This is a genomic window from Streptomyces sp. bgisy130 (genome assembly GCF_057708345.1).
Genome location: NZ_JBYISA010000004.1, coordinates 1 through 13,195, shown reverse-complemented (window position 1 = coordinate 13,195; position 13,195 = coordinate 1). Strand labels below are relative to the sequence as shown.

Below are 13,195 nucleotides of genomic sequence, written 5' to 3'. Positions count from 1 at the left end.
TTCGGCATCGTGTCGCGCCCCCCACTGGTACGCATGTAAGTCGAGAATTACAGGTGTCGCATCAGAGCGTCAACCGTAAAATTGCGGTGGCCGGAGGGCACCGGGCTGTTTGACAGTCCGTCGTGGCATGCGAAAACCTCCGCTGACAGACGTCCGGAACAGCAAGAAGGTGGGCCATGAACAGCGAGCAGCTGCTGGCCCTGCTGTCCGCCGTGGGCCATGCGCAGCGGCTGCGGGTGATCGGCGAACTGGCCGGCGGGCGGCTGTACGTCAGCGAGCTGGCCCGTCGGCTGGAGATGTCCCGGCCGCTGCTCTACATGCATCTGGACCGGCTGGAAAAGGCCGGTCTGGTGGTGGGCCGGCTGGAGCTGTCCGAGGACGGCAAGGCGCTGAAGTACTTCGAACTGGCGCCGTTCGAGCTGAAGCTGAACGTGGCCACCGTCCTCGCCGCCCTCCAGGAGGACCGGTCCGGGACGCCGCCACGGGAAGCGACCGGGGACGCGGACGGCGCGGTCGAGCCGCCGGCCGCGAAGGGACCGAACGACCCTAGGGGGACACGTAGATGAACGGCAGCATCATCATCCCGATAGCCGTCCTGGTGATCATCTTTGCCTCGGTCACCACGATCGTGGCGTCGTACTTCAAGCTCCAGCGGCATCGCGCGGATGCCGCGGCGCTCGCCGAGTACCGCGGGCTCGCGGAGCGGGTCACCGCCCAGCAGGAGACGATGACCGCCCAGTTGGCCGAGCTGGGCGACCGGGTCAAGGCCGTGGAGAAGCTGCTCCAGAGCGTGGGCTGAGGCCCGTCGGCGGGTGGGGCGCGGCCCGGCGGAAGTTTTTTCGCACCGCCCGGCAACCCCCGCCCGCGCCGCACGTCGTCAGGGGTGAGGGCGCCATCCGGCGTCCCCCGTCGAAGAACGTGGAGCAGCCGACCGTGAAGTCGACCCGCACCTTCCGCACTCCCTCCGCACCCCGCCCGTCCGCCGCCCGCCGTCTGCGCGGTGCGGCCGGCGCCGGGCTGGCCGCGGCGTTCGCCCTGACCGCGCTGTCGGCCGGGACCGCGTACGCCGAGGGCGGCCGGCCGCAGCCGCGCCCGGCCGCCGGCCACACGTCCGCGCAGCCCACCCCGGCGCCGGGCGACGGCAGCACCCGGCCCGCACCCACCGCCCCGCCCACCGCTCCCGCCACCCCGCGGCCCTCCCCCACCCACCCGGGACCGGACGCGACCGAGCCGCCCTCCGCCACCCCGACCACCCCCGGCGAGCCCAAGCCCACCACCCCTGGCAAGCCCAAGGGCGGCAAGGAACTCGCGCACACCGGGGCGTCCACGGCCACCATGGCGTACGGCGGGGTCGCCACGGGGCTGATCGCCGCGGGCGGCGGCACCGTCTACGCGGTCCGCCGCCGGCGCGCCTGAGCCGGCCCGCACCGCCACCCGCCCGGAGAAAGCGATGGAGCTCTCCGCCGCCCCGCACCACGCCCCGGCACGGTTCGCCCTGCCGGGGCCCCGGCCTGCCTGGTGGCGGTGGCTGCTGCGCACCGCCCGCGCGAGCGCCGCCCACCGCGAGACACCGCGCCCCGGTCACCCGCCCGTGCCGTCCGCGTACGGCCGGCCCGCGGGCTCCCGGCCCCGGTTGCCGGACGGCGAGGGCGCCGCGCCACCCGAACCCGCGCCCACGATCAGCGAGCTGTACCACGCCCACCGGCTGACCATGGTCCGGCTGGCCGTCCTGCTCGTCGACGACCGGGCCACCGCGGAGGACGTCGTCCAGGACGCGTTCGCCGCGCTCTACAAGCGGCACGGCGAACGGCTCGACGAGGTCGACAACGCGCTCGCCTATCTGCGCACCGCGGTGGTCAACGCCGCCCGCTCGGTGCTGCGGCGCCGCCGTACCGCGCGCGACTACGTCCCTCCGTACGAGGCGGACGCCCCGTCGGCCGAGGAGCGGATCGTGCTGGACGAGGAGCACCGGGAGGTGCTCGCCGCGCTGAGCGGGCTGACCGCCCGCCGCCGTGAGGTGCTCGTGCTGCGCTACTGGGGCGATCTGACGGAGGCGCAGATCGCGACGACCCTCGGCATCAGCCGCGGTTCGGTGAAATCGATCGCCAGCCGCGCGCTGGACTCGCTGGAGAAGATCTTGGAGGCGCGGTCATGAACGGCCCAGACACGGGTTTCGGCCGCACCGGAGACGCCCCGGGAGACGGCGGTGCCGGCGCGGGCGGCTCCGGGCCCGGTCCCGGCTCCGGCCGCCCCGTGGAGGACCGCCTGCGGCGCGCCCTCGCGGCCCGCGCCGAGAGCATCGGCATCCGGGATCTGCGGCCCGCCGCGCCCCCGCGCCCCGCACCGCGCCGCGGCCCGCTGTCCGCCGTGCGGCGGCTGTGGCTGCGCCGTTTCGGGCTGCCGCTGGCGGCGGCCGCCGCGGCCGCCGCCGCCGTGTTCGGCTATCTGGCGACCGCCGCCGACGGCCCGCCGGACCGGCCGCAGCCCGCGCGCCCGCCGCACTCCGTCGACCCGTCACCGGACCCGGCACCCAGGACACCGACCTCCGAGCCCTCGCCCACTGCCCCGTCGCCGGGCGGCCCCCGTACCACCGCTCCCTCCGGTGCGCCGACCACGACCGAACCGCCCCGGCCGCCGCGGGACCGCCCCACGCCCTCCGCCACCACCCGGCCGTCGAGCAGCCCTTCCGGGGCCACCCCGCCGGTCTCCGCGCCCCCGACGGAAGCCCCCGCCCCGCAGGGCGAACAAGGGAGCAAAACCCCTACGGCGACGGCGAGTTGAGGGAACTACCGACGGCCGCCTCCAGCCGCGGGGACACCGGCGACGGACCGGCGCCCGCGCACCCCGAGCGCCACCACGAGCAGCGTCCCGCCCGCGCACAGCAGCGCGAACAGATCACCGGTCCGGCTGTAGAGGGTGCCGGTGCGCGGCTGCACCGGCACCTCGGCGACCAGCGTCTGCCGGTCCGCGGTGAAGTAGTCCGCGCTGCCGCGGACGCGGCCCTGGTGGTCCACCGCGGTGGCGACACCGTGCACGGACTGCCGGACCATGGCATAGCCGTACTCCACGGACCGGAAGACGGCCCGCTGGGCGTGCAGCGACTCGAAGCCCGCCCAGTCGTTGGCGGGCACCAGGATCAGGCCGGCGCCCCGGTCCGCCGCCCGCCGCATCAGCGCGGGGAAGTCGGCGTCGTAGCAGATCACCGTCGCCAGCCGCCCGTACGGCGAGCCGGTGACGGGCACCTCCCCTCTGCCGGGCATCATCGGCTCCATCGGGGTGGGGTGCGTCTTGTCGTAGGTCCAGGCGACCTTCCCCTCCGGCGTCACCAGGGCGGCGACATTGCGTACATGGGGCGGCCGCGGCGTGTAGAGGGCGAAGGCGGTGTCTACATAGACCTGACGCTTGCGGGCGATCCCGGCGACCCGGGCGAGCAGCCGCTCCCGGTCCGCCGCCAGGACCCGGGCCTGGGTCTCCGGCCACACCACGATCCGCGCCCCGGCCCGCGCCTCCCGGTCGGTGGCCGCCACCAGGTCATCGGCCACCGGTGCCAGCGCGGCGCGCACCCGCCGCGGATCGGCCCGCACCAGATTCCGCGGCCGCCACAGCTCCGTCCCGGCCGTGTGCAGCGCCCGTTCGCCGGCCCGTACCGCGGCGCGCCCCGCGCTGATGCCCGCGACCCGTACGGTCTTCGTCGTCGGCGCGAAGGCCACCAGCCGTACGCCACCGGCCCCCAGCACCACGGCGAGCACGCCCGCCCACACCACGACGCCGCGCCGGATCTCCCGCCACCGGAAGCCGCGCTGCCATGCCCAGTGCGCGACCGAGGCCGTCCACGCCACCACGAAGCTGACGCCGTACACACCGGTGACGGAGGCGAGTTGGACCAGCGGCAGAAAGCCGTGCTGGGTGAAGCCGAGCGCCCCGTAGTCGCCGAAGCCGGCCAGCCGCGTGAAGAGGTACTCCCCGCAGACCAGCACCGCCGGGAAGACCAGCGTCGACCACACCGCGCCGGACCGCGCCGCGACCAGCCGGTCGGCGACGAACGGCAGCGTCTGCACCACGGCGAGCCCCGCGAACACCGCCAGTACGGACGGCACGAACACCATCCCCGTCGAGACCAGCCACGCCAACTGGGCCAGGCCCAGCGCATACCCGACCCGCAGCAGCCCGTGCCGGGCCGGCCGCAGCCGGGCGTAGCGCAGCAGAAAGACCGGGAACAGCCAGGCGGCCGCCGCGAGATGCCAGTTGCTGTGCACGGCCGGGATCAGCAGCGCCGCGCCCGCTCCCCACAACCACCGCCCGGCCGGCCGCGCCCCCGCCGTCCGCTGCCTCTTCCCCCGCTCCCTCCCCGGGGCCTGCCCTCCCCCTTCGCCCGCTCCCGCTCCCCTGCGCTCCCGTATGCCGAGCACACCGTTCTCCTCTCCCCGTACGCCTCACTTGCCGCGTACCGGGACGCTAGGGGCGGCGGCTCCCTCGCCACCGCTGTCGTTCGGCAGGAACGACCCCCGACTTTCGTCAGGTCCCGGGAGCGGCGGCCCCGCCGGGAGCAGCCCGGCAGGCGTTAGCCATGCGTTAGTGGATCGCCAGCACCCGCGTCGAAGGTCGTGTACACGCCCACCGTCCGGGGAGCACCCATGCCCATCACCGCCATCGCCACCATCCGCCGGGCCGCCACCGCAGCTCTCCTGGTCACCGCCACCCTGGCCCTGACCGCCGGCTGCCACGACGGCACCGGCCCCAAGGCCGGGGACTCCGCCACGGCCGTCTCGCCGGCTCCCGTCCCACCCTCGGCACACGACGACGGCAAGCCGCCCACCGGCCCGGACGGCCAGGCCGCCTGCACCCCCGAGATGCTCAAGTTCCAGGCCGGCGCGATGCCGCGGCGGGCGCACCGCATGCTGCTGACGGTCACCAACTTCTCCGACCGGCCCTGCACTTTCGCCGCCCAGCCCTACCCCTTGCTGCACTTCGGCGACGACCGCCGCCCCCCGCTCCCGCCCATCGGCTCCAGCAAACCCCCCGCCAAGGTCCACCTCCCTCCCAACCGGACCGCTTACGCCCTGATCATCACCTCCACCGCCCAGGGGCCGGAGGGCACGCACCCCAGGGCCGGAAAGATCTCCCAGTTCGGCGTCGCCCTGTCGGCTCGGGCCACCCCCACCCAGGTCGGCCTGGACGGCCGCGCCCCGGTCCATGTCGACCCGCACACCGCCCGGGTCACCTACTGGCAGTCGACCCTGGCGGCCACCAGGAAGTGGTGACGCCCGGAAGTGGTGACGCGCTGAAGTCGTGACGCCCGGACGCCTCCCGCGCTCCGGCGCCCGCCGCGGTAGGCCGTTCGGGTCGCATCCGGCCATATCCGCGGGGCCTTGGTTCCCCAAAGATCCAACTTTGCCGTCAATGATCCTTTTGCACTGCTGCGGCATGGCTGCGCCCGGTGCCGCTCGCCCGGTAGGCTTTCCGTGTGATCTTCAAGCGCATCGGAAACGGCCGGCCGTACCCGGACCACGGCCGGGAGAGCACCCGCCAGTGGGCGGACGTCGCCCCGCGCCCGGTACGCCTCGACCAGTTGGTGACGACCAAGCAGCAGCTCGATCTCGAAACGCTGCTCGCCGAGGACTCGACGTTCTACGGCGACCTCTTCGCGCATGTCGTGAAGTGGGAGGGCGACCTCTATCTGGAGGACGGGCTGCACCGCGCGGTGCGCGCGGCCCTTCAGCAGCGCCAGGTGCTGCACGCCCGCGTGCTCGAACTGGACTGACGCCCCGGCCCGCGTCGCCCAACAGGCCGGAAATCACCTTCAACCGCCCGGCACCGCCCAACCCGCCCCGCCCGAATTGACCCTTTTGGGTTGGGTCTCGCACGACGCGTTGATCATCTAGTAGGCACGGACCTCCGCCCGCACTACGCTGCGCCCATGAGCATGCTGACGCCCCCAGGCATGGGCGGTAGGAAGTACCGCATCACGGGCGACAGGTATCCGCGGATGCGCCGTCCGCGCCACCGTCGCCGGATCGTTCTCACCCTCGTCGCCGTCGGCTGCGCCCTCGGCCTGGCCGGCTGGGGCACCTTGCAGCTCATCGACGTCTTCGGCGGCCGGTCCGGCACCGCCCACGCCGCCCAGGAAAAACAGCACTGCCGGGACGGCGCCAAGACGGCGGCCGCGCAGGCGAAGACCGCCGCCCGGAAGCTGCCCGCGCCCGGCACGCTGACCGTCAATGTCTTCAACGCCACCCCGCGCTCCGGGCTGGCCAAGCGCACCGCCGACGAACTCCAGAAGCGCGGCTTCAAGATCGGCAAGGTGGGCAACGCCCCCGCCGCCTACGACAAGAAGATCAAGGGCGCCGGAATACTGCTCGGCCCCAAGGCGGCCGACGGCCCGCTGAAGGTGCTCGCCACCCAGCTCACCGGCGCCCAGCAGAAGACCGACGGCCGCAAGGGCGCCGAGCTCGACCTGATCATCGGCGACACCTTCAAGGCGCTGACCACCCAGCAGGCCGCGGCCAAGTCTCTCTCCCTGCTGACCCATCCATCCCCGGCCCCCGCCGCCGACACCAAGTGCTGACCGTCTGAGCAACGGCGGACGACACACCCAGGGCCCCGCACCAACCCGTGGTGCGGGGCCCTGACAACGATCGGGTGGGAAAGGCGGGGCCGGTCAGCCGGCCGTGCCGTACATGCGGTCGCCCGCGTCGCCGAGGCCGGGCACGATGTAGCGGGCCTCGTTCAGCCGCTCGTCGACCGCCGCGGTGACCACCGTCACCGGCGTCCCGGCCAGCTCCTGCTCCATGACCGCGACGCCTTCCGGCGCGGCCAGCAGGCAGATCGCGGTGACATCGTCCGCACCGCGCTTGATCAGCTCACGGATGGCCGCGACCAGCGTGCCGCCGGTGGCGAGCATCGGGTCGACGACGTACACCTGACGGCCCGAGAGGTCGTCGGGCATCCGCGTGGCGTAGGTGTGCGCCTCGTAGGTCTCCTCGTTGCGGACCATGCCCATGAAGCCGACCTCGGCGGTGGGCAGCAGCCGGACCATGCCGTCCAGCATGCCCAGACCGGCCCGCAGGATCGGCACGACCAGGGGGCGCGGGTGCGAGAGCCGCACACCGGTGGTCGCCGTCACCGGCGTCTCGATGTCGACCTGCTCGGTGCGCACATCGCGGGTGGCCTCGTACGCAAGCAGGGTGACCAGCTCGTCGGCGAGCCGCCGGAACGTGGGGGAGTCGGTGCGCTTGTCGCGCAGAGTGGTGAGTTTGTGCGCCACCAGCGGGTGGTCGACGACGTGGATCCGCATGACCTCGACACTAACCGAGCCGGAAGGCCCCGGCGCCCGCCGTGCAGTGCCCGGCGGAAGCCCGCGGCCGTGCGAGGTGGCCGGCATCAAACCACTGAAAGGAGGGAAAGGGGGCACGTACGCCCGATTGGCCGTTCCGTCACCGGGCGAGGAGCTCGCCCGAGGTGGTGTGCGTGTGCCCGACCGTAGGCGGACCGATGACACGAACGACGCCGTCTCCGGCAACCAGGGGCCGTCCCCGGACGCCGGGAACGAAGCGGCGCGCCGACGACGCCGTGCACAATTTCTGCGGGAACTGCACGAGGCCAAGGAGCTGCGGGACCGTGTCCAGCCGCGCCGCGCGCGGGCCGAGCGGATGCGCCAGGCCGTGCGGATGCGCACATTCCGCTGGTAGCGGAGCCCTTTGCGCCGGTAGCGGAACGCCTTCACGCCCCCGCTCGCGCTGCGGCACGTGAGCGACATCTCGCACAACCTCCGCACGACGCAGCGCCGAAGACCCCGCGCGAACGCGTTGTTTCTGCCACGATTCCGAAGGGGCGGGACCAACGGCGTGCAGCGCCGCCCCGCCCGGCCCGGCACGCCTATGACCAGTGGGAGAGTCACGGTGTACTTCGCCGCACTGCTCGCGCGCACCGAAGACGGGTGGGAAGCGAGCGATACGGAGCTCGACGATGTGGAGACGCTGACCGATCTGGCCGATCTGGCCCGAGAGGCGGCGGTCGACGACGACACGGTGGTGGCCTTCATCGAGCAGGAGGACGCCTGGTTCGGCGTCGTCCGGGTGGACGGCGAGGACGACCCCCGGGTCTTCCTCTCCAACGCCGCCATCGCCGCCAGAAGCTCGTACGGCGCGATGCTGACCGACGAGCTGCTCGGCCGCGACGAGGACGACGCGACCGACGACCTCGACAGCCTCGACCTGGACGGCACGGAGGACGGCGAACCCGAATCGGACAACAACGTGGACGACGACCCCCTGGAGGCGGTGAACGGCTCGGACGGCCCGCCGCACGGCCCGCTCGGCGATGCCGCCCTGCTGGCCGACCTGGGGGTCAGCGAGAAGGAACTGCTGGCCCTCGACGGTGATGCGCTGAGCACCATCGCGGACTCGCTGGGCTGCACGGAAGTCCTTGAAGCCGTGCGCTGAGCCCGCCCGCCGGGTTCCTGCCGCGGGGCCTGCGGGCCCCGCCCCGGTCACGTCCCCGACACTGGGGACATGACCGTCCCCCCATCCGCCTCTCCGCCCTCCCCCGCACCCGACCCGCTGCGCGATCCCTGGACCGCGCCGATGCGGCAGGCGCTGGGCGAGGCCGCCCGCGCCCCCGGGACCGGTGACGTCCCGGTGGGCGCCGTCGTGCTGTCCGCGGACGGCACGGTCCTCGGCACCGGCCACAACGAACGCGAGGCCACCGGCGACCCGACCGCGCACGCCGAGATCCTCGCGCTGCGGGCGGCGGCCAAAACGGTCGGAGAGTGGCGGCTGACCGACTGCACGCTGGTCGTCACGCTCGAACCGTGCACGATGTGCGCCGGGGCGATCGTGCTCTCCCGGATCGACCGGGTCGTCTACGGCGCCCGCGACGCCAAGGCCGGGGCGGCCGGCTCCCTCTGGGACGTCATCCGTGACCGGCGTCTCAATCACCGGCCCGAAGTCATCACCGGCGTCCTCGAAGCCGAGTGCGCGGCCCTGCTCACCGACTTCTTCCGCGAGCGCTGACCGGCGTCCGGAGCCCGCGTCGGCCACCGCCCGGAATCCGATTTCGGCGCACGGCCACCCTTGGGCTAAGCTCTCTCTCGGTAGCGTGTCCGAGCGGCCGAAGGAGCGCGCCTCGAAAGCGCGTGAGGGGGCAACTCCTCCGTGGGTTCAAATCCCACCGCTACCGCTCAGAGGGCGAAGGCCCCGATCCACACCAGGATCGGGGCCTTCGTCATGTCCGGGGGCCGGGGTGGCCGGCCGGCGCCTACTGGGCGTTGCGCCTGCTGCGCGAGCGGACGAAGCGCACGAGCAGCCAGATCGCCAGGACCACCAGTGCCAGGAAGACGACGAACAGCACGATCAGCACGATGCCGAGCTTCTTGAAGAAGCTGCCCTTCTTCTTCGCCTTCTTCTTCCACTTCGACACCTTGGACTTGGAGACCGTCGTGAAGTGCGGCGCGTGGTGTGCACGGTGGTGGCGGTACGACACGGGCTGCGCGGGGGCGGCGGCGAGCCGTGCGGAGGCGTCGGCGCCGCGGCCCGGAGCGCTCGCGGCGGCGACCGGCCGGGTGGTGTCCCCCGCGCTGCGGCCGGCCGCAGCTGCCGGTGCGACGGCCGCGGCCAGCAGACCGGCGAGCAGTGCCAGCACGACGGCCGGCCGCCGCCGCGTCAGGGGCGAGCGGGCGCCGCTCCGGGCGGGCCGGGCGGCCCGGTGCGACGAATCGGGCGCGGGTGAGGCGGAGTTCATGGGCATCTTCGGTTCCCCCTTGGGACGGGCGTCCCGCCATTATGTGCCGCGGCCCGGCGCCTGTCGCCGTACACGACGGGAGCCCCGCCGCCGGACCGTTTCCTGGGTTCCCCCGTGGTGACCAGGGGCGGCTCGGCGGCAGGGCTCCCGTCCTGGAGAAGCGGCGTCCGCGGACGGCCGCCTCCTCCGAGGAGGACCACACCTCGAGTCCACGCCACTGTCCGGGGGGCGGTGGCGGCGTGAACCCCGCAGCGAGGCTCCGGTCCAGGGGCCGGAAATTCCTGCCAGATTCACCGGCCCACGTCTCTCAGGGTGCCTCTCGGGACCCGCCTCAACAGGCAGGCGAAGGGCCCCCTTTGGCGGGCCTTTGGTCCATAAAGTCCGTATCAGTGCCGGGCTACCGAGGATGCACTCGGTCCGCAACCTCGGCTCCCGAGATCGAACACGTGTGGTTACACTCGCCCGACTGCAACCGGGAAGTGCAGGCACTGCCGTAGGGGACTGCGTAGGGGAGACGGGACTGATGGCGCAGGCGAAGAAGATCGCGTTGTACATGATCATTGTCTTCGTGCTGTACACGATCATCACCTCCCCGCAGCGTGCGGCCGAAATGGTGCAGATAGGCTTCGAGGGCATCTCGTCCGCCGCTCAGGGCGTCGGCGAGTTCATGACCCAGCTGATCAAGTAGGGACCGCCCGCCCCGGCGGCGCACCCTGGGGGCCGCCCGCGAACGGGCCGGCCCACGGTCGGCCGGTGCCCCAGCCCCGGCCCAGCCCGTCCGGCGACCGGACCGGCTGCGCCCCGTCCGCCGCACGGAGGCTCCCGTGATCCGCCACCTGGTCCTGTTCAAGCTCAATGACGGTGTCTCCCGCGACGAGGAGCGGGTGCAGGCCGGCGCCCGCGCGTTCGCGGCACTGGAGGGCGAGATTCCGGAGCTGACGTTCTGGGAGTGCGCCTGGAACATCACCGACCGGCCGATCGCCTACGACTTCGCGATCAACTCGGCGGTGGCCGACAAGGACGCCCTCAAGCGCTATATCGAGCACCCGGCCCACCAGGCGGCCGCTGCCCAGTGGCGTGAATTCGCCACCTGGGTGATCGCCGACTACGAATTCTGAGCCGCGGCACTCCCCCGGCCCGTCCCGCCGAGCCCCTCGCCCCCCGTGGGCGGGGGGCTTTGTCGTACCCCGGCCCCGACCGCCACCCACCCGCCACACGCCACCCCGCAGCCACTCAACTCTCTGTTCAACACGGCGTTATGAGGTGCTTGCACACAGTGCACATGTCTTGTGATGCTATGACCGCTTTTGCCGGATACATGCACTGTGAAGGGTGGCGTGACCGTGACGGCCCGTACTGCGCCCAAGGCTCCATCCCGCGAGAGCCGAAGCGCGGACACGCGGGCGCTCACGCAGGTGCTGTTCGCGGAGCTGACGGACCTGGAGCCCGGCACCCCGGAGCACACCCGGGTCCGCGCCGCACTGATCGAGGCCAACCTGCCGCTGGTCCGCTATGCCGCGGCGCGTTTCCGCAGCCGCAATGAGCCGATGGAGGACGTCATCCAGGTCGGCACCATCGGCCTGATCAATGCGATCGACCGGTTCGATCCGGACCGCGGCGTCCAGTTCCCCACCTTCGCGATGCCCACCGTCGTCGGCGAGATCAAACGCTACTTTCGAGACAATGTCCGCACGGTCCATGTGCCACGCCGCCTCCACGAGCTGTGGGTCCAGGTCAACGGCGCGACCGAGGATCTGACGGTGCTGCACGGCCGCTCCCCCACCACCGCCGAGATCGCCGAGCGGTTGAAGATCGGCGAGGACGAGGTACTGGCCTGCCTGGAGGCGGGCCGCTCGTATCACGCCACCTCACTGGAGGCCGCACAGGAGGGCGACGGCCTGCCCGGTCTGCTCGACCGCCTCGGATACGAGGACCCGGAGCTGGCCGGCGTCGAGCACCGGGACCTCGTACGGCACCTCCTGGTCCAGCTGCCGGAGCGCGAGCAGCGGATCCTTCTGCTGCGTTACTACAGCAATCTGACGCAGTCACAGATCAGTGCGGAACTAGGGGTGTCGCAGATGCATGTCTCGCGGCTACTGTCGCGGAGCTTCGCTCGGCTGCGATCCGCAAACAGGATCGACGCATAGCCGGGACGGGCGACCCGATCCTGCACAGATATGTCGACATGGCGCTACAGCGTGTTGCCGACATGTGACATTCTGCTGGAACCGCGTTTGCCGCGGCGCTGCCTCCGGTATTCAGGTGGAGGTATCACTCCTCGGTCCGCCCGGCCCGAGGACGCCGCAGCGACCCGACCGCGACCTCAAGGGGGTGGCATGTCCGTAGAACTGGGCAGCTCGAAGGTGCTTCCCGCGATTCCCGCGCCCGCACCGCACGTGCACGACGACGACGCCATCAACACCCGCACGCTCTCCCGCTCCCTGTTCCTGCGGCTGGCCTCGCTCGACAAGGACTGCGCGGAGCGTACGTACGTACGCGACACGCTCATCGAGCTGAACCTCCCGCTGGTCCGCTATGCGGCGGCCCGCTTCCGCAGCCGCAACGAGCCGATGGAGGACATCGTCCAGGTCGGCACGATCGGTCTGATCAAGGCGATCGACCGTTTCGATTGCGAACGCGGCGTGGAATTCCCGACGTTCGCGATGCCCACCGTGGTCGGCGAGATCAAGCGGTTCTTCCGCGACACCTCGTGGTCGGTGCGGGTCCCGCGCCGCCTCCAGGAGCTCCGGCTCGCCCTCACCAAGGCCAGCGACGAGCTCTCCCAGAAGCTGGACCGCTCCCCGACCGTTCCCGAACTGGCCCTGTGCCTGGGGGTGTCGGAGGAGGACGTGGTCGACGGTCTCGCCGTCGGCAACGCCTACACCGCCTCCTCGCTCGACTCCCCCTCCCCCGAGGACGACGGCGGCGAGGGCTCCCTCGCGGACCGCCTCGGCTACGAGGACAGCGCCCTGGAGGGCGTGGAGTACCGCGAGTCCCTCAAGCCGCTGCTGGCCAAACTCCCGGCCCGTGAGCGCCAGATCATCATGCTGCGCTTCTTCGCCAACATGACGCAGTCCCAGATCGGCGAGGAGGTCGGCATCTCCCAGATGCATGTCTCCCGGCTGCTCACCCGCACCCTGGCGCAGCTGCGCGAGGGCCTCATCTCCGACTGAGGAACGGTCCGCCGGGGGGCTGTACAGCGCTTCGTGCCGCTCGGCGGACAGTCACACGAGAGCCCTATGCGGACCGTACGCGGCCGTACGCAGCTCGTGGCCCTCTGCGATCCCCTCACGGACTCTGCCTCCTTGGTCCCCGCACGGACTGTGAACGCTCCCCGTCGGCCAGGGACTTGATACCGGCCGTGGCCACCCGCCCGTCCGTCAGCCGTGCGCGTCGGCCGGCCGACGCCGCCGCCGATGATCCGGCCCCCTGTTGTGGAGGGTGTCGACCCGCCCTC

The 13,195-nt window shown here is 72.3% G+C and carries 18 protein-coding genes and 1 tRNA gene; 16 read left to right on the top strand and 3 right to left on the bottom strand.

Annotation, left to right across the window (positions count from 1 at the left end; all coding sequences use genetic code 11):
* The first annotated feature begins 176 nt into the window (after window positions 1–176).
* From AC3EUV_RS07440 to AC3EUV_RS07420, 5 genes are all read left to right on the top strand, one after another.
* Window positions 177–566 (top strand): ArsR/SmtB family transcription factor, encoded by a 390-nt coding sequence (locus AC3EUV_RS07440; RefSeq protein WP_432140423.1) that lies wholly within the window; start codon window positions 177–179, stop codon window positions 564–566.
* Window positions 563–799: a hypothetical protein gene (locus tag AC3EUV_RS07435; protein ID WP_435602465.1), complete on the top strand. Its 237-nt coding sequence runs from the start codon at window positions 563–565 to the stop codon at window positions 797–799. The genes AC3EUV_RS07440 and AC3EUV_RS07435 overlap by 4 nt, the downstream gene beginning before the upstream one ends.
* Window positions 800–933: 134 nt before the next feature.
* On the top strand, window positions 934–1,416 hold the full coding sequence (locus AC3EUV_RS07430; protein ID WP_435602464.1) for an LPXTG cell wall anchor domain-containing protein: 483 nt from the start codon (window positions 934–936) through the stop codon (window positions 1,414–1,416).
* Window positions 1,417–1,450: 34 nt separating this feature from the next.
* Complete coding sequence (locus tag AC3EUV_RS07425) at window positions 1,451–2,155, top strand: RNA polymerase sigma factor (RefSeq protein ID WP_432140426.1); 705 nt, start codon at window positions 1,451–1,453, stop codon at window positions 2,153–2,155.
* Window positions 2,152–2,781, top strand: coding sequence for a hypothetical protein (locus AC3EUV_RS07420; protein ID WP_432140427.1), 630 nt, complete (start codon window positions 2,152–2,154; stop codon window positions 2,779–2,781). The genes AC3EUV_RS07425 and AC3EUV_RS07420 overlap by 4 nt, the downstream gene beginning before the upstream one ends.
* A gap of 5 nt (window positions 2,782–2,786) precedes the next feature.
* Here AC3EUV_RS07420 and AC3EUV_RS07415 read toward each other — a convergent pair whose 3' ends face one another.
* The gene (locus AC3EUV_RS07415; protein WP_435602463.1) at window positions 2,787–4,409 is read right to left on the bottom strand and encodes an apolipoprotein N-acyltransferase; all 1,623 of its coding nucleotides are present in this window, start codon (window positions 4,407–4,409) and stop codon (window positions 2,787–2,789) included.
* A gap of 225 nt (window positions 4,410–4,634) precedes the next feature.
* On the opposite strand from AC3EUV_RS07415, the gene AC3EUV_RS07410 reads away from it, so the two are divergent.
* From AC3EUV_RS07410 to AC3EUV_RS07400, 3 genes are all read left to right on the top strand, one after another.
* Window positions 4,635–5,261: a DUF4232 domain-containing protein gene (locus AC3EUV_RS07410; RefSeq protein WP_435602462.1), complete on the top strand. Its 627-nt coding sequence runs from the start codon at window positions 4,635–4,637 to the stop codon at window positions 5,259–5,261.
* A gap of 203 nt (window positions 5,262–5,464) precedes the next feature.
* Window positions 5,465–5,761: a type II toxin-antitoxin system VapB family antitoxin gene (locus AC3EUV_RS07405; RefSeq protein WP_006604254.1), complete on the top strand. Its 297-nt coding sequence runs from the start codon at window positions 5,465–5,467 to the stop codon at window positions 5,759–5,761.
* Window positions 5,762–5,917: 156 nt separating this feature from the next.
* Entirely contained in the window at window positions 5,918–6,565 is a 648-nt protein-coding gene (locus AC3EUV_RS07400; protein WP_432140430.1) for a LytR C-terminal domain-containing protein, read from the top strand.
* A 93-nt stretch (window positions 6,566–6,658) separates the two neighbouring features.
* On the opposite strand, the gene upp is transcribed toward AC3EUV_RS07400, so the two are convergent.
* Complete coding sequence (gene upp / locus AC3EUV_RS07395; RefSeq protein WP_432140431.1) at window positions 6,659–7,294, bottom strand: uracil phosphoribosyltransferase; 636 nt, start codon at window positions 7,292–7,294, stop codon at window positions 6,659–6,661.
* A 175-nt stretch (window positions 7,295–7,469) separates the two neighbouring features.
* On the opposite strand from upp, the gene AC3EUV_RS07390 reads away from it, so the two are divergent.
* The 4 genes from AC3EUV_RS07390 (at window position 7,470) to AC3EUV_RS07375 (ending at window position 9,177) form a co-directional block, all read left to right on the top strand.
* Window positions 7,470–7,688: a hypothetical protein gene (locus AC3EUV_RS07390; RefSeq protein WP_432140432.1), complete on the top strand. Its 219-nt coding sequence runs from the start codon at window positions 7,470–7,472 to the stop codon at window positions 7,686–7,688.
* 210 nt (window positions 7,689–7,898) lie between these two features.
* On the top strand, window positions 7,899–8,441 hold the full coding sequence (locus tag AC3EUV_RS07385; RefSeq protein WP_042150701.1) for a tRNA adenosine deaminase-associated protein: 543 nt from the start codon (window positions 7,899–7,901) through the stop codon (window positions 8,439–8,441).
* Window positions 8,442–8,582: 141 nt separating this feature from the next.
* Window positions 8,583–9,011 (top strand): tRNA adenosine(34) deaminase TadA, encoded by a 429-nt coding sequence (gene tadA, locus AC3EUV_RS07380; protein WP_432140471.1) that lies wholly within the window; start codon window positions 8,583–8,585, stop codon window positions 9,009–9,011.
* 79 nt (window positions 9,012–9,090) lie between these two features.
* Window positions 9,091–9,177 (top strand) — tRNA-Ser (locus tag AC3EUV_RS07375).
* A gap of 78 nt (window positions 9,178–9,255) precedes the next feature.
* Here AC3EUV_RS07375 and AC3EUV_RS07370 read toward each other — a convergent pair.
* A complete protein-coding gene (locus AC3EUV_RS07370) occupies window positions 9,256–9,744 on the bottom strand; it encodes a hypothetical protein (RefSeq protein ID WP_432140433.1) in 489 nt (162 codons plus the stop codon).
* A 517-nt stretch (window positions 9,745–10,261) separates the two neighbouring features.
* On the opposite strand from AC3EUV_RS07370, the gene AC3EUV_RS07365 reads away from it, so the two are divergent.
* From AC3EUV_RS07365 to AC3EUV_RS07350, 4 genes are all read left to right on the top strand, one after another.
* Window positions 10,262–10,426, top strand: coding sequence for a hypothetical protein (locus AC3EUV_RS07365; RefSeq protein WP_167392858.1), 165 nt, complete (start codon window positions 10,262–10,264; stop codon window positions 10,424–10,426).
* Window positions 10,427–10,562: 136 nt separating this feature from the next.
* Window positions 10,563–10,856 carry a Dabb family protein gene (locus tag AC3EUV_RS07360; RefSeq protein ID WP_432140434.1) on the top strand — a complete coding sequence of 98 codons (294 nt, stop codon included), beginning with the start codon at window positions 10,563–10,565 and terminating at the stop codon, window positions 10,854–10,856.
* A gap of 219 nt (window positions 10,857–11,075) precedes the next feature.
* Window positions 11,076–11,885, top strand: coding sequence for an RNA polymerase sigma factor SigF (locus AC3EUV_RS07355; protein WP_026169670.1), 810 nt, complete (start codon window positions 11,076–11,078; stop codon window positions 11,883–11,885).
* Between the two features lie 189 nt (window positions 11,886–12,074).
* Window positions 12,075–12,911 (top strand): RNA polymerase sigma factor SigF, encoded by an 837-nt coding sequence (locus tag AC3EUV_RS07350; protein ID WP_026169669.1) that lies wholly within the window; start codon window positions 12,075–12,077, stop codon window positions 12,909–12,911.
* The last annotated feature ends 284 nt before the right edge of the window (window positions 12,912–13,195 follow it).

Bases quoted from the DNA above. Each gene is read 5' to 3' on its own strand.
- tadA (WP_432140471.1), top strand. From the start codon at position 8,583: ATGCGGCAGGCGCTGGGCGAGGCCGCCCGCGCCCCCGGGACCGGTGAC.
- AC3EUV_RS07420 (WP_432140427.1), top strand. From the start codon at position 2,152: ATGAACGGCCCAGACACGGGTTTCGGCCGCACCGGAGACGCCCCGGGA.
- AC3EUV_RS07410 (WP_435602462.1), top strand. From the start codon at position 4,635: ATGCCCATCACCGCCATCGCCACCATCCGCCGGGCCGCCACCGCAGCT.
- AC3EUV_RS07440 (WP_432140423.1), top strand. From the start codon at position 177: ATGAACAGCGAGCAGCTGCTGGCCCTGCTGTCCGCCGTGGGCCATGCG.
- AC3EUV_RS07435 (WP_435602465.1), top strand. From the start codon at position 563: ATGAACGGCAGCATCATCATCCCGATAGCCGTCCTGGTGATCATCTTT.
- upp (WP_432140431.1), bottom strand. From the start codon at position 7,294: ATGCGGATCCACGTCGTCGACCACCCGCTGGTGGCGCACAAACTCACC.
- AC3EUV_RS07370 (WP_432140433.1), bottom strand. From the start codon at position 9,744: ATGCCCATGAACTCCGCCTCACCCGCGCCCGATTCGTCGCACCGGGCC.
- AC3EUV_RS07365 (WP_167392858.1), top strand. From the start codon at position 10,262: ATGGCGCAGGCGAAGAAGATCGCGTTGTACATGATCATTGTCTTCGTG.
- AC3EUV_RS07425 (WP_432140426.1), top strand. From the start codon at position 1,451: ATGGAGCTCTCCGCCGCCCCGCACCACGCCCCGGCACGGTTCGCCCTG.
- AC3EUV_RS07400 (WP_432140430.1), top strand. From the start codon at position 5,918: ATGAGCATGCTGACGCCCCCAGGCATGGGCGGTAGGAAGTACCGCATC.
- AC3EUV_RS07350 (WP_026169669.1), top strand. From the start codon at position 12,075: ATGTCCGTAGAACTGGGCAGCTCGAAGGTGCTTCCCGCGATTCCCGCG.